The sequence below is a fragment of the Acinetobacter sp. Leaf130 genome (genome assembly GCF_001423205.1).
Taxonomy (GTDB): domain Bacteria; phylum Pseudomonadota; class Gammaproteobacteria; order Pseudomonadales; family Moraxellaceae; genus Acinetobacter; species Acinetobacter calcoaceticus.
This window is the reverse complement of the sequence record NZ_LMOE01000006.1, coordinates 317,603-342,587: the sequence shown is the minus strand read 5'-3', so window position 1 is coordinate 342,587 and position 24,985 is coordinate 317,603. Positions and strand designations below refer to the sequence as shown.

Below are 24,985 nucleotides of genomic sequence, written 5' to 3'. Positions count from 1 at the left end.
AATTTGCGCCAATTAAATAAACCTCCGGTTTCTATTACCTTAAATATAAGGTGAAGTTGCCCCAATCTTTTAAAAGAGTAGCAATATGATTAAGTGGATCATATTAGCGATTTTTGTGATATCAGCATTGTATATCCAACATCGCGGTAAAGTGCGTCACTCGTTTTATCGTCAGTTTTTTGACCATTCAACCTTGCTCGCACCGATTAACTTTTTAATGTACATCTTTTCAAAGGTGCCGAATCAGCCTTATATCGACACTCAGCATTTTAAAGATTTAAAAGTGTTGGATGAAAATTGGGAAATGATTCGTGACGAAGCGAAAGCTTTATATGATCAAGGTGGGATTAAAGCATCGAGTACTTATAACGATTTAGGTTTTAACTCGTTCTTTAAAACCGGCTGGAAACGTTTTTATTTAAAATGGTACGAATCAAGTCATCCATCTGCTGCTGAGCTTTGTCCAAAAACCACAGCTCTTCTTAAAACATTGCCAACGATTAAAGCCGCAATGTTTACTGAACTTGCACCTGACAGCCGTTTGGTAAGACACCGTGACCCATATGCAGGTTCATTACGTTATCACTTGGGTTTAATTACACCAAATGATGACCGTTGTTTTATTGATGTCGATGGTGAAAGATACTCTTGGCGTGATGGCCAAAGTGTAGTGTTTGATGAAACTTATATTCACTATGCTGAAAATAAGACAGATCAAAACCGTATCATTTTCTTTGCAGATGTTGAACGTCCAATGAAAGTGAAATGGATGGAACGTTTTAACCATTGGTTCGGTCGTAGTGTGATGACCGCGGCAAGCTCACCGAATGAAACAGGTGACCAAACAGGGGGCTTAAATAAAGCGTTTGGTTATGTCTACCAAATTCGTATTAAAGCCAAAGCATTAAAAGCTAAAAACCGTAAGTTATATTACTTCTTAAAATGGTTATTAATGCTTGGAATTTTCTTCCTTATTTTTGTTCGACCATATGTATTTTAATTAAAACGCCCGAAAGGGCGTTTTTTGTTTTGATTATTTAAATAATTTGCATTTATTTTTTCGCACTTAAAAAGATGATTATTAGAGCGGATAGTATTTTTATTTAAAATTTTAGGTGAATTTTATATTAATTATTGGGATGATAATGCAACTGGTAAATATATACCTTTCTTGTACTTGATAAATTTAAAAATTTGCGTGGAATATAAATGAATACGGTGATGAAACAAGCTTTAGTAATAACTACATTCAGTGCAGCAGTAATATTGACGGGATGTGGAAAATCTAAGCCAGAGCCAAAATCAAAAACAGATAAAGTTGAGACAATTTCGGATTGGAGCTGTACACACCCTGAAAATTTAAATCAGATTCAAACCTCATTGAAAAAAGAGTATTTGAAACAAATCGAACGCAGTTTAAGACAAAGTCAATATCAGGTTGATGCGGATATCCTTAATAAAATTAATCAAGGATTGAAGTTTGAAATTAAAAATATTCGCACTTTACCCTTAGAAGACGATAGTCAAAAAAATACACAATTAAGTTGTGAAAGCCAATTGGTCGTTTCATTTCCTAAAGGTTTACAAAAACGTGCGGAAAAAGCATATATTGAAGTGCTGCGCCATTCTAATGAAGAGTCTGATACGCTCAATGATTATTTTTCGGATAATGATTCACCTTTGACGCTTGAAAATGACCAATTGAAAGGTGATTTTTTCTATAACATCACAAAAACAGATAAAGAGGGTTTGGTATTTAATTTGCCAAGTCAAAATACTGTGATTGAAGGAGTGGTTTTTGTTGCCACCAAAGCTGTGCAATATGCGGCTTATGTTAAAGAAAATGAGTTGATAGAAGAAAATATTGAAGAAAATCGACAAATATCTGAGGAAAATAATGAAGAACAGACTTCTTTAGCTCAGGAAGCCATGGATGTTCGTAAAAAAGAATTAGATGCCGAAAAAGCTAAGCAAGTGGAACGTTTAAATCAGACTTGGGATAAATTGAGTGCCGAGAAAAAAATTCAATTTAAACAAGATCAATCGGACTGGTTTAAAAAACGAGATGTTGAGTGTAAGGTACTGGCACAAAAGAGTGTTGATGATATTCCTGAAAAAGATTTAGAAACTTATCAAAAACAATCGAATTACTGGACTGCTGAAATGAGTAAGCAAAACCAAGAGATGCAATATACACAGTGCTTTATCCAAAAAACTATAGAGCGAACGGTTTATTTAAATAATTTAAATTAATCTGGAACTCTCTATAAATACTTGGTCAATCGTGTTTAAAATGGATGGGATTGACCAATTATAGGTAATTACTCTGACTTTATGAGTGAGAGCTTTAACCCAGTAATTATAGATAAATGAATAGTTTTATTACGCCCGAAAGGGCGTTTTTTTATGCTGTACAGTATTTAATGGATTTTGTGACTTACTTCACAGTGCTAGGAAATTGTTACAACTATTAAAAGCCAATAAGCAATTTTGATTCTACAATGACGCGGTTTTTTCGAAGACTGGTTAGCGGAAGTAGGTTTTAAAATGGCTCATGCTCATCACGCAGTTCATGCACATGTTCACCATATCAAAGTGAGAAAAGAAGACAGTTCTCAACGTGATTTAAAAACGAAAGTGATATTACGTAAAGCAGCTTCGACGTCTGAAAAACATAAAAAATCTGATGCTAAAAGACAGTCATCTGAAGATCAAAATATTAATTTGCACAAGTTCTCAAGTAAGCTTGAAAGTATATCTGCCAACCATAGCAAAGAAAAATGTGCCAAAAACATCCGTATTGCTTTACAAGCCGCAGGAGCAGATGTGTCTAAGCACCCAGTAGCTGCCTCTGATTGGGGGCATACGCTTGAACAAAATGGCTATAAGAAAATTAAACCTGCTTTTAACCGTCCCCAAGAAGGTGATATCTATATTATTGAGCGGACAAGTGGTCACACATATGGTCATATTGCAGGTTATACGGGTAATGGCTGGTTCTCGGATTTTCGCCAAAAAACCTATGCGGTCTATAAAGAAAAAGATGTTAAATATAGCTACTATCGTCTCGACTCTTAAGTGAGTACGACATAGTCTGTCGGGGCCTATCAAAATCTCTTTTCAAATTTGGCTTCTGGCACAGTAAAGCACTTGAAAAGTAGTGGTTAAAACATCACATTAGCTATTCAGTATTAAGCCATGTCTGCCGATAGTGAATCAAAACGCTCGTCCCCACATTGAAAAAATTTTAGCCCACATGACCCAACTTCCAGGCGTTTATAAAATGCTAGGGAAAGAGGGCGAATTGTTATATGTCGGCAAAGCTAAGAACCTAAAAAATCGGGTGTCGAGTTATTTTGTTAAAACGATTGAACATCCCAAAACTCAGGCTTTAGTTGCAAGAATTTATAATATTGAAACTTTGGTGACTCGTTCAGAAACCGAAGCATTACTTTTAGAACAAAATCTAATTAAACAACATCGTCCGCCTTATAACATCATGCTGCGGGACGATAAGTCATATGTCTATATTTTTGTGTCGTCAGATAAGCCCTATCCTCGGCTTGCGAGCGGTCGTGGCAAAGGGAAGCATCAAATTGGTAAGTTCTTTGGACCTTATCCAAGCGCCTATAGCGCTCGCGATACTTTACTGGTTTTACAAAAGCTTTTTAATGTGCGTCAGTGTGAAAATAGCTACTTCTCACAGCGCAAGCGCCCATGTTTGCAATATCAAATCAAGCGTTGCTCTGCACCTTGTGTAGGTTTGATTTCACCCGAAGATTATAAAGAAGACGTTAATAACAGTATTCGCTTTTTGCAAGGCGACACCAAAGAGTTAAATCAAGAGCTCATTGCCAAAATGGAGCAAGCTGCGGCTGAGCTCGAATTTGAAAAAGCTGTTTTTTACCGCGACCGATTGTCTTTGCTTCGTGAAGTACAAGCACAACAGGCTGTTTTTAAGGTTAAAGGTGAGGCGGATATTCTGGCAATTGCATATCAGGCTGGCGTGACTTGCGTGCAAATTATGTATGTACGCAATGGACGAATGTTGGGAGGTAAAAGCTATTTTCCCGACATGCTAGGCGATGACCTTGGCCAAATGCTCAGTGACTTTATGGCTAACTTTTACTTTCAGGTTGCAGATGAAGTTCCAAATGAACTCATTGTGAATATTGCTTTACCTGACCGTAAAGAATTAGAAGAAGCATTGGCACAGCAGTTTGGTAAGAAGGTCCAAATTAAGAGTAGTGTGCGAGAAACTCGTGCGGAGTGGCTAGAGCTTGCTGAAATGAACGTTCAACATGCCATTAAGGGACAGTTGAGTAATCATTTGGAACTCAATGAACGTTTTCATCAGTTAGAACAAGTGATTGGAAGACCCGTCGATCGTATCGAATGCTTTGATATTAGTCACACCATGGGTGAAGCTCCAATTGCATCATGTGTGGTGTTTGACCAAGGTGGTGCTCGTAAGCGTGATTACCGCCAATTTGCCATTCAAGATATTACCGGCGGCGATGATTACGCTGCCATGCGCCAAGCTTTAACACGACGTTATAAAAAAGCCATATTGCCCGATTTGTTATTGATTGATGGTGGTAAAGGTCAACTTCACATGGCGATGGACGTCATGCAAGAACTTGGGCTCGATGCTTTTATGGTGGGGGTATCTAAAGGTGAAGGGCGTAAACCAGGCCTTGAAACTCTACATTTTACAGATGGCACGAAAATTCAATTACCAGAAGACAATAAAGCATTGCACTTGATTCAACAGGTGCGTGATGAAGCCCATCGCTTCGCAATTACTAAACACCGAGCTAAACGTGATAAACGTCGTAGTACATCAGTTTTAGAAGCAATTCCGGGGTTGGGACCGAAACGCCGTCGAGATTTATTGACTCATTTTGGTGGGATCCAAGGTGTTTTGAAAGCTTCAGAAAAAGAGCTCACACTTGTGCCTGGTTTTGGTGAGATGATGGCAAGAACAATTTATAAAATTCTGCACGAATAAGCATAGGCTTAAAGTTCGAGTGACAAAATAATTCGCCAATTACTAAATGATTGACCATTCACATTCCAATCAAAATGATGAAAGATATTTCCTAATAACACTTTCGTTTTAGGGAAAGGAATGTCATTGCTGCGATTATTTGAAGAAATAAAAGAAAAGGAATGGATTGAAATACCTGAAGGATGGTTACAAGGCCGCACGGTTTTCGGTGGTTTTGTTGCAGGGTTGTTGATGCAAAAAGCATGTTCAAATATTCACGACCCAAATAAAAGATTATTAAGTTGTAGCATTACTTTTGTTGGCCCTGTACAGCAGGGACCTGCCCAATTGACTATTGAAATTTTAAGGGAAGGAAAGTCGGTCACTACGCTTGAAACCCGTTTATGGCAAGATGGCGCGGTACAAACTATTTTGGTCGCAAGCTTTGGTGTGCCTCGCACTTCGAATATTGAAGTACGCCAAGAACCTATGGTTCCAGTATATGCACAGCCAGAAGACTTACAGCCTCTTCCTTTTGCTAGACAAATGCCAGAATGCTATCAACATTTTGATGTATGCTGGGCAGAAGGTCATTATCCTGTTACAGGAAGTCAGTATGCTGACTTTGGAGGATGGTCAAGATTTTCCCCAGAGAAGCATGAAAACCGTCAAATGACTTTGCCAGATTTAATTGTTCTGATGGATATTTGGCCACCTGGTGTATTGCCGATGTTTAAACAAGTTGCTCCTGCAAGTTCTTTAACTTGGCACATCACCTATGTACATCCGATCCAGCATCAACTATGTGACTGGTTTAAATATAAAGTGGTAACTGAATATGCTGGTGAAGGTTATTCCACAGAATATGCGCATTTATGGGATCAAAATGATCATTTAATTGCAATTTTACGGCAAACTGTTACGGTATTTACCTAAGCAGTCTACTTCCTCGATTCATATATTTCGTATAAAGTGGCTGTTACAGATAGATACAATATTGAAGAAAGTATTTTTGTCTGTTACAAGATGCTTGAAGACTAAATTGGCGGTGTTTATGACCACAGGGCGAATCCTGAATATCCCAAATATCCTAACTTTGGCGCGTATCGCGCTTATTCCTGTATTTTTGGTGATTGCGTATTGGCCGCCTGCAATGGGTATTGGTGAGCATGAAGGAAGTATGAGTCGTCATATTATCTTGACTGCAATTTTTGTGTTTGCTGCTATTACCGATTGGTTTGATGGCTATTTGGCACGAACTTTAAACCAGACTTCAGCATTTGGCCGTTTTTTAGATCCAGTTGCAGATAAGCTTATGGTGGCAGCAGCACTGATTGTTTTGGTGCAATGGAACCCGACCATATCAATGGCTTTTGCTGCAATTGTCATTATTTCAAGAGAAATTACAGTTTCTGCTTTACGTGAGTGGATGGCAGAGCTTGGCGCAAGAACGAGTGTAGCTGTATCAACAGTAGGCAAATATAAAACAGCTTTTCAGATGATTGCCATCAGTGTGTTTTTACTTAATTGGCAACCTTTAGAAATGCTGGCATATGCCTTGTTATATACCGCTGTGATTCTTACTTTATGGTCAATGTTTATTTACCTAAGAGCCGCCTGGCCTTATTTAAAGCAACCTTAATTTCAGATTGAATGATTAAGCCTTTCTATAACGAAAGGCTTTTTTATTTTCGGATAGTGCAAGAATCGGGTCGTCACCGAGCTTTAGGTCCTTTAATGTAAGATATAAGTGCTAAGGAGGTGACACATGCAAATGCTTTCTTCTCGGCAATTTGCTGTAATTGCCACTGTAATTGAATATTTATATGAACATCTGGACCAGCAACCTAGTCTGGACGATGTTGCGAGTCATATGAATTTAAGTTCAGGTTATATTCAACGCCAGTTTCAAGAATGGGTGGGTATTAGCCCGAAAAAATTCGTTCAATATATGAGTTTGCAGCAGGCTAAATACTATTTGATGCAGCAACGCAGCTTATTAGACACTGCTTTAAACACGGGTTTGTCTGGTACTGGTCGTTTACATGATCTGTTTATTCAGCTTGAAGGTATGACGCCTGGTGAATATAAACTGCAAGGTGAAGGGGTTACACTTAATTATTCGATTGAGGCAAGCCCATTTGGTGAGTTGTTGGTTATAAGCAGCGAAAAGGGAATATGTTCTGTTCGCTTTATCGATACTCGTGAGAATATCGAAGAAATAATTAAACAGCAGTTCCCTAAAGCCCAATTAAAAAATCAGGCGCCGATTTGGCATCAACAAATTGCGCAGTGGTTTGAACAAGATTTCTCAGAACACTTACAGCAAAAACTTCCGCTTAACTTGGCTGGAACTCCATTTCAATTGCAAGTCTGGGAAGCGTTACTGACCATTCCAGAAGGTCAATTGCGGACCTATCAAGATATTGCAGAGCAGATTGGAAAGCCTAAAGCTGTTAGAGCTGTTGCCACAGCAATTGGGCAAAACCCGATTGCATATTTAATCCCTTGTCATCGGGTGATACGTGCAACAGGCATGGTCGGAGAATATCATTGGCAAAAGGGGCGTAAATTGGCATTGTTAGCTTGGGAGATGTCAAAGCAACATGGAGAGACCGCATGACCTTGGATTTATTTGCTCCAGAGCCTTGTGAAAATTTATTACCTTATGATGGTGAAGTTCAGGACTATGGTTGTATTTTAAGCCCAGAAGAAGCTGAACAATATTTTCACTATCTTTACCAACATCTCGCGTGGAAACATGACGAGGCTAAGTTGTATGGCAAGCACTTTATCACCCCTCGAAAAGTGGCATGGTATGGAGATAATTATTATCAATATAAATATTCGGGTGTCATTCGTGATTCTTTGCCTTGGGATCGAGCGCTTGCCAAACTCAAACAATTGGTAGAACAGCGACTTTCAGAAAAATTTAACTCGTGCTTGGCAAATCTTTATGAAGATGGAACACAAGGGATGGCTTGGCATAGTGATTCGGATGTTTCTTTAGCGAAAACCACAACGATTGCATCTTTAAGTTTTGGAGCTACCCGTAAATTTTCTTTTAGACACATTCAAAGTAAAAAGAAAGTTGAATTGTGGCTACAACCCGGCCAACTCATCGTGATGCGTGGTGAAACACAACAACATTGGCAACATCGTTTAAATCGCTCAACAAAGATTTTACAGCCGCGTATTAATCTTACTTTCAGGCAGTTTCAGTTTTCATGACTTTCATTAAAAATTCGGCAAGAAAAAAGCCCATGATGGCAACATGAGCTTATTCCTCTGAGGGGGATGCTTCTATTGATGAGCTGCTGATGAAAAGAATCATCAATAAGAGCTAAAATCATAATATGAGAATATTGTGATCTATTCAATGCATTAAAATGTAAGAAAAGGTTAAATTATCATAAAGTCGGGTTTTAAATTTCACCTTTTTCAGATAACTCCATAAAACGTTGTTCAATAAGTGCTGCATTTTCTTGCAAAATTTCGGTGAGCTTTTCAACATTTAAAAAATCAAAACGATTTTTAGAAGCAACTAAAGTTAAAGCTAAAGGTACCTCTTTGTTCGAAAAACGAACTGGAACGGCAAGGCCAGAAACATTGGGGTCAATCTCACCTTGTGAGAAATAGAATCCTTGTTTTTTAATTTTACGCATACGCTGAATAAAGCTTGGTTCATCTTCAGCAAAACCTGATTGTTTTAATTCTTGCTGGTAACGATGATAGTAGTCTTGCATCCGTTGTTTACTTAAATGCGAAACCATCGTTTTTGGAGATGACCCCACGTAAATAGGTCTTGGGCAGCCTCGGCCATATGAGAGTAATTCGGTGTCTTTGAATATTTCATGGTGAATATCAATGCAATAGTCATCATTTAAATAGGTGAGCAAGCAGCACAGTTCGGTACGCTCCACAATGTTTCGCATAAATGGTGTGCTGATTTGAACTAACGGATCAGTAGTTCGAGAAATATAGTCAAGAACTGCAATTTTTGAGCCTAAGGTATAATCGCCAGACGTTCCATTAATGCGTTTTAATAGATCGGTAGACACCAGTTCTTTCAGATAACGGTAACTGGTTGGTTTAGACAAGCCAAGTTCTTCGCAAATAATATCGACATTAATTATTGGACGCGAAACTGAAAATAGGTCCAGTACGGTTAAAATTTTGCCAAAACTTGAAATTGCCATAGCGTCTTGTTCGTATCCTTTAACAAAGAGTCATGTTTGAGTTCTTATAACAGAAAAAAAGAAAATTTGTCTCAATTCTAAAATAAATGCCTTATTTGAGTATTTTACTCTGACAAAGAGAAAACTTCTCTTGGCTTATACATCATATACGATTATCAAAAAATATATCAAATTATCAAATAGAGATATTTTAGTTGACTAAATCGCTTTATTTTGAAAAAATTGCCAAACAAAATATCTAATCGAGAAATTGGTCGATTCTAGGCGAATTTCTTGATACCTCTTCTTTCCAAAGTTTGGCCGTTTAAATAACGTCCAAATTGAAATCATCTGGGCCAATCAGGCAGGATGTGGAAAAATCATTGTATTGAAGGATGCTCCTCATCTCATTTGCTTTTAGGCAAATGGCACAGTTTTGTTGTCTCTAGAAAGGCAATTTAACATTGAAGGGCATGCTCATCAGTTCAAATCTGTATTTGAGATGAGTTCATGTTATTAAAGCAAATACTGGCATTTCGCCCGAGTAGGCTTGATCTGATCTTTGCAACAAAAACATTTATTGCCGGAATGCTAGCGTTATTTGTTTCATTTGAATTAGATCTGATTAACCCGATGTGGTCGATTGGTACGGTCTTGATTATTGCCAATCCCTATTCGGGAATGGTGTCCTCTAAGTGTGTCTACCGTGTGGTAGGGACGATTGGTGGGGCTGTGATTGCCTTAACGCTAACGCCACATCTAATTAATACACCTTGGTTATTTACCGTGGTGTTGTCGTTGTGGGTGGGTTTTGCGCTTTATGTGTCTTTACTTGACCGGACTCCACGCAGTTATGCTTTTATGCTGGCGGGTTATTCGACAGCCATGATTGTCTTCAATGCAATTACGTATATTGATCAATACAATATTTTTGATATTGCTTTAGCTCGGGTCATAGAGATTTCGATTGGAGTGGTTTCAAGCGCTGTGGTTTCTGCCACTATTCTTCCAATGCACATTGGTTCTGCGATTAAGCAACGCGTCATCAAAACGCTGAAAGATACAGAGAATCTGTTTGCTAATTTATTAACTGCTGACCCGAAGCAGAATAATACTCAACTTTTAGCGACCATTACTCGCGACACCACCGATATTCATGCTTTGGCAGTACATTTGAGTTATGAGAAGGGTGAGTTGCATGGCATGACAAAACCATTGCAGGAAATGCTTCATCAAATCTCAATGGTGGTCGCTAATCTAGTCGCTTTGTCTGAGCGTATTAAACAACTTCAAGAACTTCGATTCATCGAGACTCATGCAGAAAAACTGCAACAGCTTTCGGCTCATGTTGTACAGTTTTTAGAGCAAAAAGATCTAATTATTGATGAAAATATTTTGCAGTTACCTGATAAGTTTGAAAGTGACTTTGCAAGTTTGATGGAATCGGCTTCTACACATCAGCAAGTTTTGGTTGCAGCCATGAAAATGGATGTGCGCCATTTCATTAGCAATGTTTTAGCGGTTAAAGTCTTGTGGCAGCGAATTCAGCAAGGGAATAAAGAAATCCCTGACAACATTACGCCAATGACCACCAAATATCCGAGTTTACACCGTGACCATGGTGTGGCTATACGAGGTGGCATCAGTGCAGTCCTTATTACATTTATTGTGACTGGGGTCTGGATTATTTCGGGCTGGAAAGCTGGATTTATGATGGCGCAAATGGGTGCAGTAACGGCCTGTATTCTAACGGCCTTAGATAATCCCGTTCCGGTTTTGCGTATTTTTATCTGGGGCAGTATCGCTTCAGCAGTTTTAGTGTTCGTTTATGCATTTGGTATTTTCCCTCATGTCACCACATTCTGGGAACTTGGACTGGTTTTATTACCTATGTTCCTGTTTGCTGTGTCTATGATGGCTAACCAGATGCTTATGCCAGTAGGTATGGTCTTAGGTATTAATACCATGATGGGCCTAAATCTACATAATGCTTATAGCATGGATGCAGTGTCTTATCTTGATGGTTCTTTTGCCATGATCTTGGGTGTCTTAGTGTCTTTAGTTGTCATTGACGTGGTTCGTGCAATGTCTCCAGACACCAGTGCCAGCCGTATTTTGGCCTTGCATTATCGTGCAATGAGACAGGCGATTTATTTGCCATATGGTCTTGATTTTAAAGTTCACTTACGCAGCATGCTAGACCGAATTGGGATTCTAAACAGCAAAATGGTGCAATCTGGCGAGATTAAAACTTCAATTCATCAAGCACTGATTGAGTCGAGTAGTATTGTTGATTTAAGCCGATTGCAAGAACTGGCGAATCAGTTCCCTCAAAATTCAGAACTGGCTCATCACATCGGAAATCTGCAACAAAATCTGGATGAACTGTTTAGAGCTAAAGAAAATGATGCAGACAATACTGTAGCTTTAGTGGAAAAAATCCATCGAGCTTTATTTGAACTAAAACAGCTTGCTTCAAATGTTGACGATATGACTATGCGACAAAGATTACTCATTTCACTTAACAATATTGCTTATAGCATGTGTCATGTTTCATCAGATCAAATGAGTGAAAACAGCACCTTTAGAGGAGCCACAGCAAATGGGTGAGTTTAATGTTTATGGCATTTACGTGCCTTCTTTGCTCGTTCAAGCCCTCTTAGCATATATATGTTTCCGTGGATTAAGTGTTTTAACCAACAAGTGGATTGCACAAGGCTGGATTGCATTACCTAGTATTTTTAATTTGTGTTTTTACCTTTTATTGCTCTTGGTGATACATCAAATTTTTGTTGGGGTTGGTGCATAGAGATGATTGCGAAATTAAAGATTGAGTTAGGTGAGTGAAATGAATCAGGTGGATTTGAAAAAAGTCATCCGTCCAGTAATTTTGATTGTCGCATTAATGGTTGCGGTTTATACCATTGTGCATTTGTGGAACTACTACAATGCAGCGCCGTGGACACGAGATGGTCGAGTTCGTGGTGATGTCATCCAAGTATCTTCGGATGTAGCGGGTCTTGTCACAGAAGTTTTGGTTCAAGATAACCAGAGTGTGAAGAAGGGACAGGTGCTTTTTAAAATTGATGTGTCTCGCCGGGCTTTAGATGTAGAGCAAGCAAAATCTGATTTAGCAAAAGCGAAAGCAGCATTTGCTCAATCACAAGCAGGCTTAGCTCAAGCAAAAGCAAACCTGATTAAATCAGATACCAATATTCGTTTAGCTGAAAAAAATGCGAGCCGCTATTCAAACTTAATGGATGGGGCGATTTCAAAACAAGAACAAGATCAGGTTTTTGCAACACGTGATCAATCCCATGCAGAGCATGAGCAACTACAAGCAGCAATTGAGCAAGCAGAAGCAACTGTTAAGCAACAGCAGGCTTTGATTGAGGCAGCAACGAGCAGTTTACATTTGGCTGAGCTTAATATGCATCGTGCTGCGGTAATTGCTCCCGCTGATGGTACTTTATCTAACTTTGATATGAGCCCAGGTAACTATGTTCAAGTAGGCCAAGCGGTTGCTGCATTACTTGACCGTAAACAACTTTATGTTGTGGGATACTTTGAAGAAACCAAATTAAATCGTATTCATGTCGGTGATCAGGCCACTGTACAGTTAATGGGTGATAACCAAAAAATTAAAGGCCATGTACAAGGTATTGCATCGGGAATTGAAGATCGTGAGCGTTCAAGTAGCTCTAAGCTTCTTGCCAATGTAAATCCAACTTTTAGCTGGGTTCGTTTAGCGCAGCGTGTACCCGTGAAGATCGTATTAGATGAAACACCGAAGAATCAGCTTGCTTTTGTCTCGGGACGAACTGCTACCGTACATATTGTTGAGAAGTAAAAAAAGAAGGAAGGCTTTAGCCTTCCTTCTTTTTTAAAATCTTAGGGTGTTAAACCGACTGGATTTCGATACCAACTCTGAATGAGTAGTGCAGCTGCAAAACTATCTGCTGATAGCTTTTTTGCTCGACCTTGTTCTTGGTAAAAACCTAACTCTTCTCTCGCTTCACGTGTCGTTAAACGCTCATCTACCATCAACGTTTCTATGTTGGTTTGATGACGTAAACGTCTCGCAAATTTGCGGGCACGTGTAGAGAGTTCTGACTCGCTATCGTCCATATTTAGGGGAAGGCCAACCAAAAATAAATCGGGTTGCCATTCTTTCACGATTTTTAAGAGTTGATCCCAATTTGGGATGCCATCTTTCATGACAAATAGAGGGAGAGGGTTGGCACTTTCAATTGAAGATTGGCCAATCGCCATTCCCATTTTTTGAGTGCCAAAGTCAAAAGCCATAATCGATTTTGATTGTGTTTCGGTCATTAAGCGTGTCCGATTTCAGATGCTAGCCACGCACGATCTACACCAATTTTTTTATAAGCTGCATCCCAACGATCGTCATAAGGCAGGTTAAAAATCAGATCCATATCAGCATCACAAATGAGCCAGTCACCACGCGTAATTTCGTCTTCTAACTGATTTTTGCTCCAGCTCGCATAGCCTAATGCAATTTGGTATCGACCTACACCTTCGTTATGAGCAATCGCATCGAGAATATCTTTACTGGTCGTAATACAAACATTTTCACCTACAGCAATAGATGAATGCCATGTTGGTTGCCCAGTATGGAGAACAAATCCAGCTTCAGGACGTAAAGGACCACCTTGTAAAACCGCATGTGGATTTACATTGTCAGCTTCAATGTCGAGATCATTGAGTAATTCTTTAATTTGAATACCAGAAGGACGATTAATAATAATGCCTTGAGCACCTTCTTCATCATGACGAGCAAGATAAATTACAGTGTTTGCGAAAAAGTCATCTGCCATTTCTGGCGGGGCAATCAGACAACGGTGAGTCAGGTATTGTTTGGTCACCTAAGCGGTTCTCCCTCAAAAAATGTCACTAGAGGGCCTCTCGACCCTTTTATCTATATAGGTTCTTTTTATCAACATACAAGAGTTAATCGGATTTCGCCAATCTTTTTCTCTCATTTTCTTTATTAATTTGAAGAAGCCTGAAATTTAAGTTGGCGTAATTGTTTTGCGTGCTGCAAGGTTGTTTCATTAATTTCAACACCACCTGACATGCGAGCTAACTCAAAAATGATTTGATTTTCATCAAGTTCTATAATTGTACTGCTGGCTGGGTCAGTTTGTTGTTTTTTCACTAATAAATGTTGATCAGATTGTGCAGCAACTTGTGCTTGGTGAGTAATACATAAAAGCTGGACATGTTGCGCTAAGTCGGCAAGTAAACGTCCCACAACTTCTGCGGTTCCACCGCTAATACCCACATCAATTTCATCAAACACCAACACTTCGGATTCGGTTTTCTCAGCATTCATGACTTGCATTACGAGTGCAATACGAGAAAGCTCACCACCAGATGCCACTCGTGCCAGTGGTTGTGGAGGAATACCTTTATTGGCAGTAAATAAAAGTTGAATAAAGCTTAAACCCTCTGCTCCTGGTTGTTCTAATGGTTCGAACTTAAACTCGAAGTGTGCTTCTGGTAACGCTAAAGGTTTCACTTGTTCAGTTAATTGTTTAGCAAGCGGAGCGGCAGCTTCACGACGTATATTGTCTAAATGCTGAGCTTTTTCTAAAAACTCCTCATGCGACTTTTCAACTTGCTCTGCCAGTGTTTCTGGGTCTTCAAGTTGATGTAGTTGCTCAAGCTCACGTTGCCAAGCTTCATATTCTTCTTTAAGTGTTTCCGGTTGAGTCCGGTATTTGCGTGCCAGACGATGAAAAACCTCAAGTTTAGAGTTGAGTTCTTCCATTCGCTCGGGGTCAAAGCTTTGACGATCAATAAATTGACGCAAGTTCGCCGTTGCATCATCTATTTCACTTTGAGCATTCAGTAAAGAATTATAAATCTCAGAAAGCTGATCACTACGCCCGGCATGAGATTCTAGACGGCGAATAATCGAAGACATTTCTTGAGTAATATTCTGCTCAGCTTCATCTAAAACATTTAAGCTGTAGCTACAGTCTTGCATGATATGTTCATGATGACTAAGACGATCAAATTCTTGCTCAATTTCTTTATAGTCGGTTTGAATGACGTCTTCAAGTTCTTCGATTTGATGCTCTAAAGTGCCAATACGTTGCAAACGTGTTGCTTGTGCATCTAAGGCAGCTTGGTGTAAACGAATCGTGCGTTGCCACATACTATAGGCTTCACGTACATCATTCGCTTCAACATAAAAATTGTTATAACGATCTAGCCAATGCTTTGGATAAGGCGGTTCAAGAAGCTGCTGCTGGCTGTGTTGGCTATAGAGTTGAACGAGCAAACGGCCCAATTCTTTGAGTTCAGATAAACTGCTAGGGCGGCCATTGACCCATGCTTTACTACGTCCAGTTGCAAAAATAACGCGACGTAAATGAATTTCCCCAGAATCATCATCTAGCTCGTGTTCTTGTAGCCATTTTTCTTCAGGGCTATTATTTTGATAGGTAAAAACAGCGGTGATATCCGCTTTGTCTGAACCATAACGAACATAATTTGTATCTGTACGTTCCCCTAGACAGGCAGAAAGTGCATCCAGTAATAATGATTTTCCGGCACCTGTCTCGCCTGTTAGAACATTAAATCCTTGTTCTATATCAATAGCTAAATGATCAGCTAATGCAAAATTAATTAAAGTTAAATGTGTGAGCATAAACGCATCCAACGCGCCAAATTATGGGTTAAAGATAGAGAAGTTTTGAATTTGCTACAAGTGATCTATTATTCTAACTGAAATTATAGAACAGCAAGATTGCGGATATTTACAATGAAAAAAACATTAAGCTTACCGAAACCACCGATAGGGATGATTAACCGTCATAAAAAAAACAATCCTGCGGAAATGAATAAAATTTTAAATCAGCATTTTAATGCATTTAAACAAGCAGCCGCACAAGGAGATTATGCCAAAGCTTATCAACATGTTAAACAGGCTGTTAATTTAGTTCCCAAGCATCCGGGAGCATTATCCGATTTGGCATATACCGAGCTACGCTTACACCGTTATAACGATGCCTATCAACACTATTTGCAAGCTATTCAGGCAAGTGGGTCTAACGTAAATACAAACTTATACGATGGATTAACAGAAGTTTGTCATCATTTAAATAAAAAAGAAGAAACAATAAAATTTGGACACTTGGCCATTACAACTAAAAAAGAATTGGCTAAGAACGAACCTGTTTTGCCTATTCCGAGTCATGCGCCCCCAGAGTTTAGTTCAAACCCTCAAGAAAATATTATTGCCTTTTCATTGTTTGGGGCAAACCCGCGTTATTGTGAAACCTCTATTTTAAATACTGAGTTAGCCAAACAAGTTTATCCAGAGTGGACGTGCCGATTTTATGTCGATGATACCGTTCCAGTGCTTGTGCAACAGCGTTTAAAAGAGAAAGGTGCGCAAGTGGTACCAGTGACGGACTCCCAAAAACAACTATCAGGGTTGTTTTGGCGTTTTTTTGTGATGGATGATCCAACAATTAAGCGTTTTCTTATACGTGATGCCGACTCGATTGTGTCGTACCGTGAAAAGGCGGCTGTAGATGCGTGGCTCAAGAGTGATAAATGGTTTCATTTAATGCGAGATAACTATTCTCATACTGAACTAATTCTGGCTGGAATGTGGGGCGGATGTACGGGGATTTTTCATAATATTGAAGCACATATCAGAGATTATGTTGCCACCGGGCGTTATCTGGATAATCGGGTGATGGATCAACATTATTTGCGTTATTGTATTTGGCCGACTTTAAAACAGAGTGTGCTGATACACGATAGTCAGCAATTCGATTCAGATGCTATCGATTTTCCAGCGTATGATCTGGTGTTAATGCAAAATGACAGTGAAAATTTTCATGTAGGAATGAATGACGGTTCACCGGTAGTTGCTACAGCAGTTGCCCATCCAACAGCACAAAGAGTGTGTTGGGTACTCCTAGATGAAAATCAGGTCGAAGTTTGCAGATACGATGCAATTGTGTCGAATAGTCGAAATATTGAGATTAATTTACCTCATGCTTTTGCCAAAAAAATTCAGGCCGAGCAGTGGAAATTACAAGTCTATCCGTATGAAAACTGATTGATTAGTTATTTAGGCACAATTAAACTACATTCATCATAATTTATATAAATATGGCATTATCTGGAGAATGTGCATGAGTACAAACCAATTTGATCATGTAACGGTCATCAAAAAATCAAACGTTTATTTTGGTGGAGCATGTATCAGCCATACCGTGCAATTTGAAGATGGAACGAAAAAAACACTAGGTGTTATTTTGCCGACTGAGCAAGCCTTAACTTTTGAAACACATGTCCCTGAGCGTATGGAAATTATTTCAGGTGAATGTCGCGTAACAATTGCGGACAGTAATGAAAGTGAATTGTTCCGTGCAGGCCAATCATTTTACGTGCCTGGAAATAGCGTTTTTAAAATCGAAACTGATGAAGTCCTCGATTACGTGTGCCATTTAGAAGGCTAAGAAATTCCTGTTCAAATCGGGTACACTATGCCCAAAGAAATCCTGTGAAGTTGGCTTTGCAGGATTTTTATTTTTTTGCTCAAACGTTGTTAGAGGTCATGCATGGCAAAACAGGAATATTATTATGGCGTTCATTCAGTGGAGTCATTGCTAGAACTTGAGCCGGAGCGTGTGCTAACCCTGTTTACTTTAAAAGGACGGGATGATCAGCGTTTGCAAAAGATTTTGCAATTGGCAGAGCCTTTTGGAATTAGTGTACAAAAAGCAAGCCGCGATAGTCTTGAAAAACTTGCAGGTCTACCATTTCATCAAGGTGTAGTTGCAGCAGTGCGTCCGCATCCTGTCTTAAATGAGCAAGATCTTGATCAAATCTTAAGTGAAACTCCAGATGCCTTGTTGTTAGCATTAGATCAAGTGACAGACCCACATAACTTAGGGGCTTGTATTCGTACTGCCGCTGCGATGGGTGTGCAAGCAGTCATCGTGCCTCGTGATCGTGCGGCAAGTTTAACGCCAACTGCTCGTAAAGTTGCAGCGGGTGGAGCCGAGAAAGTTAAATTCATTCAAGTCACAAATTTAGCTCGTACATTGGCTCATCTTAAAGAAACAACTCATGTGCGTGTGATTGGCACCATGCTTGATGAAAGTGCGTTGCCACTTCAAAAATGCGATTTTTCTGGCCCAGTCGTGATTGTGATGGGAGCTGAAGATACCGGTTTGCGTCCTATTACACAGGCACAGTGTGATCATAAAGTTTATATTCCTATGTCTGGAAATCTACAAAGTCTAAATGTCAGTGTAGCGACTGGTATGGCTCTTTATGAGGCTTGCCGCCAGCGTTCTGAGGTATAATTTAGCTGCCTTTCTAGTTTTAAGTCATCTTGATATGTCTCCCCGTAAGCAAGGTTATTTCTTTGTATTGGTGACCATGTGCATTTGGGGCGGGTTTACGCTTTTTGCCCGTTTAAATGCACAGTGGCACATCAGTGCTTGGGATATTGCCGCACTGCGCTTCGCTATAGCCTTCCTAATTTTAATGCCTATTTTGATCTATAAGAAAGATCTCGCTTTTTTATGGAGTAAGCATGCGGTTATTTTGGCCTTGATTGGTGGGGTCATTTATTGTCTTACCGTCTACACCGCATTTCTCTATGCTCCCGCCGCTCATGCTGCAATTTTCTTAAATGGCTGTATCCCAATTTGTACTGCGTTCGCAGCATATATTTTATTTAGACAACCATTTGATAAACATACATGGGCTAGTCTGGCAATCATGATCGCTGCTTTAGGTCTCATGAGTGTTTTGATGCTGCAAGGTAATGCTTCTGCTTTTGGAATAGGTGATCTACTCCTTTTTATTAGTGCGATTTGGTGGGGGATTTTCACTGTGTTACTTAAACAGTGGAAACTGTCTGCATGGCACTCAATGGCAAGTGTTGCGATTTGGTCTGCAATTATTTATTTGCCCATCTATGTTTTATTTTTGCCTAAGCATTTCATGGAAGTCAGTCCTGTTCATTTAGCCATACAAGGCATCTTCCATGGTGTGTTTGTCGTTATTATTGCAACTTTGACTTATGTGGCAGCCATTCAGCGACTTGGTGCTTTTAAAACAGGAAGCATTGTCACTTTGGCGCCTTTTATTGCAGCCATATTGGCCGTACCTCTGTTAGGGGAGGCGTTAAGCCCATCGATTGTTGTGGGCTTGGTCGGAATGGGAATCGGTGCTTTACAACCTTGGCGATGGTTCCGACCAGATAGCTTGGCACAAAAAATTAAACAGCAAAATGAGCCAGATTAGTCTGTACGTTTCAAATAACTTTGATGTAAAGGCTCTAATTGTTGATGTAAATGTTCGAGTAATCCGTCATTAAACACAATGTCATTGGCAAGTTCGCGTTTTCGCTCACGTGGCATTTGCGCCGCAATAATTTTCTGGATTTGTTCTTGGTTTTGTCCATCGCGTTGACTTGCACGCTGAATTTGAGTTTGTTCACTGGCATCAACTAGTAACGTGTGATTAACCAATTCATGCTGGTTGGTTTCAAAGAGCAATGGCGAAACTAAAATCACATAAGTACTACGCGGATTTTGTAATTGTTGAATAATAGATTGGCGGATTGCAGGATGAGTAATTTGCTCAAGTGTATGGCGTGCTTGTGGGTTTTGAAAAATATACTCGCGTAGGGCACGGCGGTCTAAACTCCCGTCTGCTTGAAGTACCCAATCTCCAAAAGTTTGTTGAATTTTTTGAAGGGCAGGTTGGCCTTTTTCAACCACTTCGCGAGCAACGATGTCGGCATCGACGACTTGTATTCCTTGGGATTCAAACCATTGTGTTGCAGCAGATTTTCCACTGCCAATTCCACCTGTGACTCCCAGAATAAAAGCCATCTTAACCTCCCAAATAGATTTTCATAATCTGGTCACCCCATAAAAAGGCAACCCAGCCTGCAATAGCAATATATGGCCCAAAGGCAAAGGGCTGATTGTCATTGCGTAATTTTAGTAAAATGATGCCAATAATTGCACCTAGTAAAGATGACAATAGCACAATTAATGGCAGCATCAATGGCCCCATCCATGCACCTAATGCCGCAAGCAACTTAAAGTCGCCGTAGCCCATGCCTTCTTTGCCAGTAATTACTTTAAATAGGTAATACACAATCCACAGGCATAAAAAACCAATTAAGTAACCCCAAATGGCTGAGGTGGGTGTGGTGTAGATGCTAAAGGTATTAATGCCTAAACCTAGTGCGGCCAACGGTAAGGTAAAACGGTCGGGTAGCAGCTGAGTATCAAAGTCTATAAATGTTAAAGCAATTAAAACCCAAGTCAGGACTAATCCAAAAAGCATTTGTATGGTTGGGCCAAACACCATGACCACAACCAGTGAACATGCCATTGTTAATAGTTCGATGGCTGGGTAGCGCATGCTAATTGCATGCTCACAATGCCCACATTTACCTTTTAAAACCAACCAACTTATGACAGGAATATTTTGATACCAGCGAATGGGCTGGTGACATTGGGGGCATGATGAAGCAGGCTTACTTAATGTCAGTTTTTCATGATCAATGATTGGTTGTTCAGGATTGAGTAACATTTGACATTCTTGCTGCCAATCTTGTTCCATCATTTTGGGGGTGCGATAAATCACCACATTCAAAAAACTACCAATACATAGGCTCAATAGTGCAACTGCAATATAAAGTGCAGTTAAGTTTTGAATAAAATAAGCAATAATTTCTTGCATTACACGACTGAGCCCATTTGGAAAATTGGAAGATACATAGCAATCACTAGACCGCCTACGAGTACTCCTAAAATTGCCATAATTAAAGGTTCCATCATTGAAGTTAAGCCATCAACGGCATTATCAACTTCATTTTCATAGTAGGTGGCAACTTTATCGAGCATGCTGTCTAGTGCACCAGATTCTTCACCAATTGCGACCATTTGTATAGCCATAGATGGAAAACGATTTGAAACGCGCATCGCAAATTGGAGTTGTTGACCTGTTGCAACATCTTCACGAATTTTCATTACAGCTTGTTCATAAATAACATTATTGGTTGCACCTGCTGTTGATTCAAGCGCATCAATGAGCGGAACACCTGCTGCAAAAGTGGTTGCTAAAGTACGGCTGTAGCGGGCAATAATCGCCTTGTAAACAAGATCACCAAAGATAGGCAACTTAAGCGTGAGTTTGTCTAAACCATCACGGAATTTTTTACTACGCTTTTTAGCTTCCATAAAACCAACAATAATTGCAACAATCACAATAATCATAATGAACCAGTATTCCTGCATCCATTTCGACATATTTACGACCATTTGTGTAAATGCAGGCAAATCTGCGCCAAAGGAAGAAAACAGGTCTTGGAAGACAGGAACTACTTTAACCATCAAAATAATGGTAACAACCACAGCAACTACAATAACCGTTGCAGGGTATTTCATGGCTTTCTTGATTTTCTGCTTGAGCAATTCACTTTTTTCTTTGTAAATTGCCACACGATCCAGCATGGTTTCAAGCGCACCAGATTGTTCGCCGGACTCTACAAGAGAGCAAAACAATTTATCGAAGTGCTGAGGATACTTTCTTAAAGCTGATGCAAAAGTACTACCACCTTCAACTTCGCCTTTAATACCGAGCACCACCTCACGCATCGCTGGGTTTTCTAAACCTTCTGCCACAATTTCAAAGCCTTGTACCAGTGGAACACCAGCTTTCATCATGGTTGCAAGTTGTCGGGTAAAAATCGTGATATCGAGCGTTGATACCTTTTTCTTGAATAAACCTTCAAGAATATTTTTACGCTTTTCCCGAATATTACGGACAGTTACCCCTTGTTTGCGTAGGGTGACTTTGGCTAAAGCCATATTTTTAGCCGGAAGTTCTCCCTTAATTTTTACGCCCTTACGGTCAACCCCTTCATAAGCAAAAGTCGGCATCAATTGTGCCTTTTTGACAGTCATGACATTATCCTTATTTTAAATTGTCTTTTATTCACTGGTCACGCGGTTGACTTCTTGTAAAGAAGTAACACCTTGCATGACTTTCTTTAAACCTGAGCGACGCAGATTACTAAACCCCAATTTTTCAGAAGCAGCAGCGATTTCTAAAGCATTGCCATCTTCCATAATAATCTTGGAAATCTCAGGTGTGACTTTCATTACCTCATAAATACCTACTCGACCTTTGTAGCCCTCACGACATTCAGGACAACCGACCGGTTGAAAAACTTGAAAATCGGGATGTGTTAGATCTTGTTCGGTAAAACCCATTTCTAATAGGCTTTGTTTAGGAATGTCACTAGGCACCTTACATTGAGGGCATAATCGACGTGCCAAACGTTGAGCAATAACCAGATTGACCGATGTCGCAATATTAAAAGATGGAACTCCCATATTGCGTAGACGAGTAAGTGTTTCAGGAGCACTGTTGGTATGTAGTGTGGACATCACCATGTGACCCGTCTGAGCAGCCTTAATCGCGATTTCAGCTGTTTCTAAATCACGAATCTCACCGACCATAATAATGTCAGGATCCTGACGTAAAAATGATTTAAGCGCAGCCGAAAAACTAAGACCTACTTTAGGGTTCACGTTAACCTGATTAATACCTTCAAGGTTAATTTCGACCGGATCTTCGGCAGTAGAAATATTGGAGCTTTCAGTATTTAAAATGTTGAGGCCCGTATATAAGGATACTGTTTTACCAGAACCTGTAGGACCAGTAATTAAAAGCATACCTTGTGGCTTATCTAATGCTTCCATAAAGAGTGCTTTTTGCTCTTCTTCATATCCTAGAGCATCAATCCCAAGCATGGCACTAGATGGATCGAGAATACGTAGAACTAGCTTTTCACCAAATAAGGTCGGAAGAGAGTTCACACGAAAATCAATTGCTTTAGATTTCGATAGCTTGAGCTTAATACGACCATCTTGAGGAACACGCTTTTCAGAAATGTCCATTTGAGACATAACTTTTAAACGGGAAGCTAACCGAGTGGCGAGTTGCAAAGGTGGGTTTGCAATCTGACGCAATACGCCATCGACCCGATAACGGACCCGATACGATTTCTCATAGGGTTCGAAATGCAAGTCTGAAGCCCCCATACGAATAGCATCTATTAATAACTTGTTAACATATTTAACAATAGGTGCTTCATCGCCTTGTGGAGTATCCTCATCCTCTTCAGAAGCGGATGAGGTATCAAGGTCTACATCAAGATCAAACTCTTCATCACTAAACTCAAAATTACTTTCTTCATTAAATTGCTGTACCAGAATTTTCTCGAGTTTATGGTGCTCGACAATAATCGGCTCAACCATAAGCTTGCTGTTGAAGCGAATAGCATCAATAGCATCAACATTGCTGGGATTACTGGTTGCAACATATAAAATCTGTCCTCTTTGTACGAGAGGCAAGATCCGATGTTTTAAAATCAGTTTCTGGTCGACCAAATCTTTAGGAATCTGGCTGGTATCGTAAACGTCCAGATCAAAATATGGTTCAGCAAATTCAATAGAAATTGTTTCAGCTAATAAAGAAGGGGAGAGATTAACCTCTTCAATCAGGTACGCAACAGTATCCTGTTTAGCTCTTTTTGCTGCATCTAATGCTGTTTGCATGGTCGCTGCCGACACATGTTTTTCTTCGACTAATCGTCGAAAAAACCCCGAAAATTTTGGAGATGTATGTATGACTGACATCTGCCTACCTGTGCTCATATGTTTATAATTGGTATATAAAAAATTATACTTTTGTTATCTAAAATTACTACCTGAGAAAATGATGCTCTCGTCTTGATCCGCTTATCAAAGCTTGAACCAGTCGAAGTTTTTATTCATTAATTTTTAAAAGCTAAGGCTTTGGGCTCAATAAAGTTTTATTACTGATTTCAAATAGTAGAAAAGATATGAGCAACCCCGTTAAAGAAAAGTATCTGAAATTTGTAGAAATGCGTGTAGAATGTGCTGCATTTTTGATGAAAGGTGAGCCGTATGTCGGGTTCGACGATTACGCCTTGGGTAGTTGGCAACTGGAAAATGAACCCAATGCGTGCCAATGCCAAACAACTTATAGAAGAATTTAAACAACTATTGCAACAAAACCAAATTGCAGATGAAAGCTGCCATGTCGGGGTTGCTCCAGTTTCTATTGCACTTGCAATGGTACAAACACAATTGCAAGATGCTGCAAGAACAGTATATACAGTTGCACAAGATGTATCGCGTGTAGCAGGTACAGGCGCCTATACTGGTGAAGTCAGTGCAGAATTATTAAAAGATAGCCAAATTAATTTTGTATTGGTAGGTCACTCCGAACGCCGTGATTTATTAGGTGATAACGTTGAAATTTTGAAGGCCAAACTCCAAAATTCTTTAAATGCAGGCTTAACTGTCATTTATTGTGTGGGTGAAAGTCTCGAACAGCGTGAACAAGATCTGGCAGAACAGGTTGTATTGCAACAAATCTGTGATATAGCTCCTGTAGTGACTGCAGAGCAATGGCAAAAGCAAATTGTAATTGCTTATGAGCCAATCTGGGCAATTGGTACAGGTAAAACTGCTTCACCACAAGATGCACAGGCAATGCATGCTAAAATCCGTGAAGGTTTAAGTCAGATTACTTCTGCGGGTCCAGACATTGCGATTTTATATGGCGGTAGTGTAAAAGCTGAAAATGCAGTCGAGTTGGCAGCATGTCCAGATATTAATGGCGCGTTGGTTGGAGGTGCTTCGTTAAATGCAGCATCTTTTTATCAAATCGTAGAAGCCTTTGCACAAAGTAAATAACG

25 protein-coding genes and 1 pseudogene are annotated in these 24,985 nt (G+C 39.7%); 18 read left to right on the top strand and 8 right to left on the bottom strand.

Translation table 11 applies throughout. The features are described from left to right. Positions 1 to 85 precede the first annotated feature (85 nt). The 9 genes from lpxO (at position 86) to ASF86_RS14595 (ending at position 8,221) form a co-directional block, all read left to right on the top strand. Positions 86 to 1,000 carry a lipid A hydroxylase LpxO gene (gene lpxO / locus ASF86_RS14630; protein ID WP_056483156.1) on the top strand — a complete coding sequence of 305 codons (915 nt, stop codon included), beginning with the start codon at positions 86 to 88 and terminating at the stop codon, positions 998 to 1,000. A gap of 90 nt (positions 1,001 to 1,090) precedes the next feature. Further along, positions 1,091 to 1,213 carry a hypothetical protein gene (locus ASF86_RS19360; protein ID WP_080547775.1) on the top strand — a complete coding sequence of 41 codons (123 nt, stop codon included), beginning with the start codon at positions 1,091 to 1,093 and terminating at the stop codon, positions 1,211 to 1,213. Continuing rightward, positions 1,210 to 2,253: a lysozyme inhibitor LprI family protein gene (locus ASF86_RS14625; protein WP_081407712.1), complete on the top strand. Its 1,044-nt coding sequence runs from the start codon at positions 1,210 to 1,212 to the stop codon at positions 2,251 to 2,253. Before ASF86_RS19360 ends, ASF86_RS14625 begins: the two co-directional genes overlap by 4 nt. Positions 2,254 to 2,547: 294 nt before the next feature. Beyond that, complete coding sequence (locus tag ASF86_RS14620) at positions 2,548 to 3,078, top strand: CHAP domain-containing protein (protein ID WP_056483150.1); 531 nt, start codon at positions 2,548 to 2,550, stop codon at positions 3,076 to 3,078. A gap of 133 nt (positions 3,079 to 3,211) precedes the next feature. After that, positions 3,212 to 5,011: an excinuclease ABC subunit UvrC gene (uvrC, locus tag ASF86_RS14615; protein WP_004640818.1), complete on the top strand. Its 1,800-nt coding sequence runs from the start codon at positions 3,212 to 3,214 to the stop codon at positions 5,009 to 5,011. Positions 5,012 to 5,131: 120 nt separating this feature from the next. Continuing rightward, the gene (locus ASF86_RS14610; protein ID WP_056483147.1) at positions 5,132 to 5,926 is read left to right on the top strand and encodes a thioesterase family protein; all 795 of its coding nucleotides are present in this window, start codon (positions 5,132 to 5,134) and stop codon (positions 5,924 to 5,926) included. Positions 5,927 to 6,044: 118 nt separating this feature from the next. Next, positions 6,045 to 6,632 carry a CDP-diacylglycerol--glycerol-3-phosphate 3-phosphatidyltransferase gene (gene pgsA, locus ASF86_RS14605; RefSeq protein WP_005037212.1) on the top strand — a complete coding sequence of 196 codons (588 nt, stop codon included), beginning with the start codon at positions 6,045 to 6,047 and terminating at the stop codon, positions 6,630 to 6,632. Between the two features lie 126 nt (positions 6,633 to 6,758). After that, positions 6,759 to 7,613, top strand: coding sequence for a methylated-DNA--[protein]-cysteine S-methyltransferase (locus ASF86_RS14600; protein ID WP_056483145.1), 855 nt, complete (start codon positions 6,759 to 6,761; stop codon positions 7,611 to 7,613). Further along, positions 7,610 to 8,221, top strand: coding sequence for an alpha-ketoglutarate-dependent dioxygenase AlkB family protein (locus ASF86_RS14595; RefSeq protein WP_056483143.1), 612 nt, complete (start codon positions 7,610 to 7,612; stop codon positions 8,219 to 8,221). Before ASF86_RS14600 ends, ASF86_RS14595 begins: the two co-directional genes overlap by 4 nt. A 194-nt stretch (positions 8,222 to 8,415) precedes the next feature. Here ASF86_RS14595 and ASF86_RS14590 read toward each other — a convergent pair whose 3' ends face one another. Beyond that, positions 8,416 to 9,189: an IclR family transcriptional regulator gene (locus ASF86_RS14590; RefSeq protein WP_003654555.1), complete on the bottom strand. Its 774-nt coding sequence runs from the start codon at positions 9,187 to 9,189 to the stop codon at positions 8,416 to 8,418. A gap of 367 nt (positions 9,190 to 9,556) precedes the next feature. On the opposite strand from ASF86_RS14590, the pseudogene ASF86_RS19355 reads away from it, so the two are divergent. The 4 genes and pseudogenes from ASF86_RS19355 (at position 9,557) to ASF86_RS14575 (ending at position 13,018) form a co-directional block, all read left to right on the top strand. Beyond that, positions 9,557 to 9,688, top strand: a pseudogene (locus ASF86_RS19355) (hypothetical protein). Further along, positions 9,679 to 11,778 carry an FUSC family protein gene (locus ASF86_RS14585; protein WP_056483140.1) on the top strand — a complete coding sequence of 700 codons (2,100 nt, stop codon included), beginning with the start codon at positions 9,679 to 9,681 and terminating at the stop codon, positions 11,776 to 11,778. The pseudogene ASF86_RS19355 and the gene ASF86_RS14585 overlap by 10 nt, the downstream one beginning before the upstream one ends. After that, positions 11,771 to 11,977, top strand: a complete 207-nt coding sequence (locus tag ASF86_RS14580) for a DUF1656 domain-containing protein (RefSeq protein ID WP_004640831.1) — start codon at positions 11,771 to 11,773, stop codon at positions 11,975 to 11,977. Before ASF86_RS14585 ends, ASF86_RS14580 begins: the two co-directional genes overlap by 8 nt. A 39-nt stretch (positions 11,978 to 12,016) precedes the next feature. Continuing rightward, a complete protein-coding gene (locus ASF86_RS14575; RefSeq protein WP_003654559.1) occupies positions 12,017 to 13,018 on the top strand; it encodes an HlyD family secretion protein in 1,002 nt (333 codons plus the stop codon). A 41-nt stretch (positions 13,019 to 13,059) separates the two neighbouring features. Here ASF86_RS14575 and ruvX read toward each other — a convergent pair whose 3' ends face one another. The 3 genes from ruvX to recN form a co-directional block, all read right to left on the bottom strand. Next, positions 13,060 to 13,500: a Holliday junction resolvase RuvX gene (gene ruvX, locus ASF86_RS14570; RefSeq protein ID WP_002115066.1), complete on the bottom strand. Its 441-nt coding sequence runs from the start codon at positions 13,498 to 13,500 to the stop codon at positions 13,060 to 13,062. Beyond that, positions 13,500 to 14,054, bottom strand: a complete 555-nt coding sequence (locus ASF86_RS14565) for a YqgE/AlgH family protein (RefSeq protein ID WP_003654562.1) — start codon at positions 14,052 to 14,054, stop codon at positions 13,500 to 13,502. The genes ruvX and ASF86_RS14565 overlap by 1 nt, the downstream gene beginning before the upstream one ends. Before the next feature lie 125 nt (positions 14,055 to 14,179). After that, the gene (recN, locus tag ASF86_RS14560) at positions 14,180 to 15,847 is read right to left on the bottom strand and encodes a DNA repair protein RecN (protein WP_056483137.1); all 1,668 of its coding nucleotides are present in this window, start codon (positions 15,845 to 15,847) and stop codon (positions 14,180 to 14,182) included. Between the two features lie 114 nt (positions 15,848 to 15,961). Here recN and ASF86_RS14555 point away from each other — a divergent pair, with 114 nt between their 5' ends. The 4 genes from ASF86_RS14555 (at position 15,962) to ASF86_RS14540 (ending at position 19,476) form a co-directional block, all read left to right on the top strand. Then, positions 15,962 to 17,272 (top strand): tetratricopeptide repeat protein, encoded by a 1,311-nt coding sequence (locus ASF86_RS14555; RefSeq protein WP_056483134.1) that lies wholly within the window; start codon positions 15,962 to 15,964, stop codon positions 17,270 to 17,272. Positions 17,273 to 17,348: 76 nt separating this feature from the next. Beyond that, positions 17,349 to 17,675: a pyrimidine/purine nucleoside phosphorylase gene (locus ASF86_RS14550; RefSeq protein WP_003654567.1), complete on the top strand. Its 327-nt coding sequence runs from the start codon at positions 17,349 to 17,351 to the stop codon at positions 17,673 to 17,675. Between the two features lie 102 nt (positions 17,676 to 17,777). Beyond that, entirely contained in the window at positions 17,778 to 18,527 is a 750-nt protein-coding gene (gene rlmB / locus ASF86_RS14545; protein WP_005037200.1) for a 23S rRNA (guanosine(2251)-2'-O)-methyltransferase RlmB, read from the top strand. Positions 18,528 to 18,561: 34 nt separating this feature from the next. Beyond that, positions 18,562 to 19,476, top strand: coding sequence for a DMT family transporter (locus ASF86_RS14540; protein WP_056483131.1), 915 nt, complete (start codon positions 18,562 to 18,564; stop codon positions 19,474 to 19,476). Here ASF86_RS14540 and coaE read toward each other — a convergent pair. Genes coaE through pilB form a run of 4 tightly spaced genes read right to left on the bottom strand, consistent with a single transcriptional unit; the run spans position 19,473 to position 23,897 of the window. Then, entirely contained in the window at positions 19,473 to 20,069 is a 597-nt protein-coding gene (gene coaE / locus ASF86_RS14535) for a dephospho-CoA kinase (protein ID WP_003654573.1), read from the bottom strand. The genes ASF86_RS14540 and coaE overlap by 4 nt on opposite strands. A gap of 1 nt (position 20,070) precedes the next feature. Next, the gene (locus ASF86_RS20170; RefSeq protein WP_005037195.1) at positions 20,071 to 20,931 is read right to left on the bottom strand and encodes a prepilin peptidase; all 861 of its coding nucleotides are present in this window, start codon (positions 20,929 to 20,931) and stop codon (positions 20,071 to 20,073) included. Further along, positions 20,931 to 22,157, bottom strand: coding sequence for a type II secretion system F family protein (locus ASF86_RS14525; protein WP_056483128.1), 1,227 nt, complete (start codon positions 22,155 to 22,157; stop codon positions 20,931 to 20,933). Before ASF86_RS14525 ends, ASF86_RS20170 begins: the two co-directional genes overlap by 1 nt. Positions 22,158 to 22,184: 27 nt before the next feature. Beyond that, on the bottom strand, positions 22,185 to 23,897 hold the full coding sequence (gene pilB / locus ASF86_RS14520) for a type IV-A pilus assembly ATPase PilB (protein ID WP_056483126.1): 1,713 nt from the start codon (positions 23,895 to 23,897) through the stop codon (positions 22,185 to 22,187). Positions 23,898 to 24,188: 291 nt separating this feature from the next. Between pilB and tpiA the strand changes: the two genes are divergently transcribed. Beyond that, positions 24,189 to 24,983, top strand: a complete 795-nt coding sequence (gene tpiA / locus ASF86_RS14515; protein WP_003654580.1) for a triose-phosphate isomerase — start codon at positions 24,189 to 24,191, stop codon at positions 24,981 to 24,983. Positions 24,984 to 24,985: the final 2 nt, after the last annotated feature.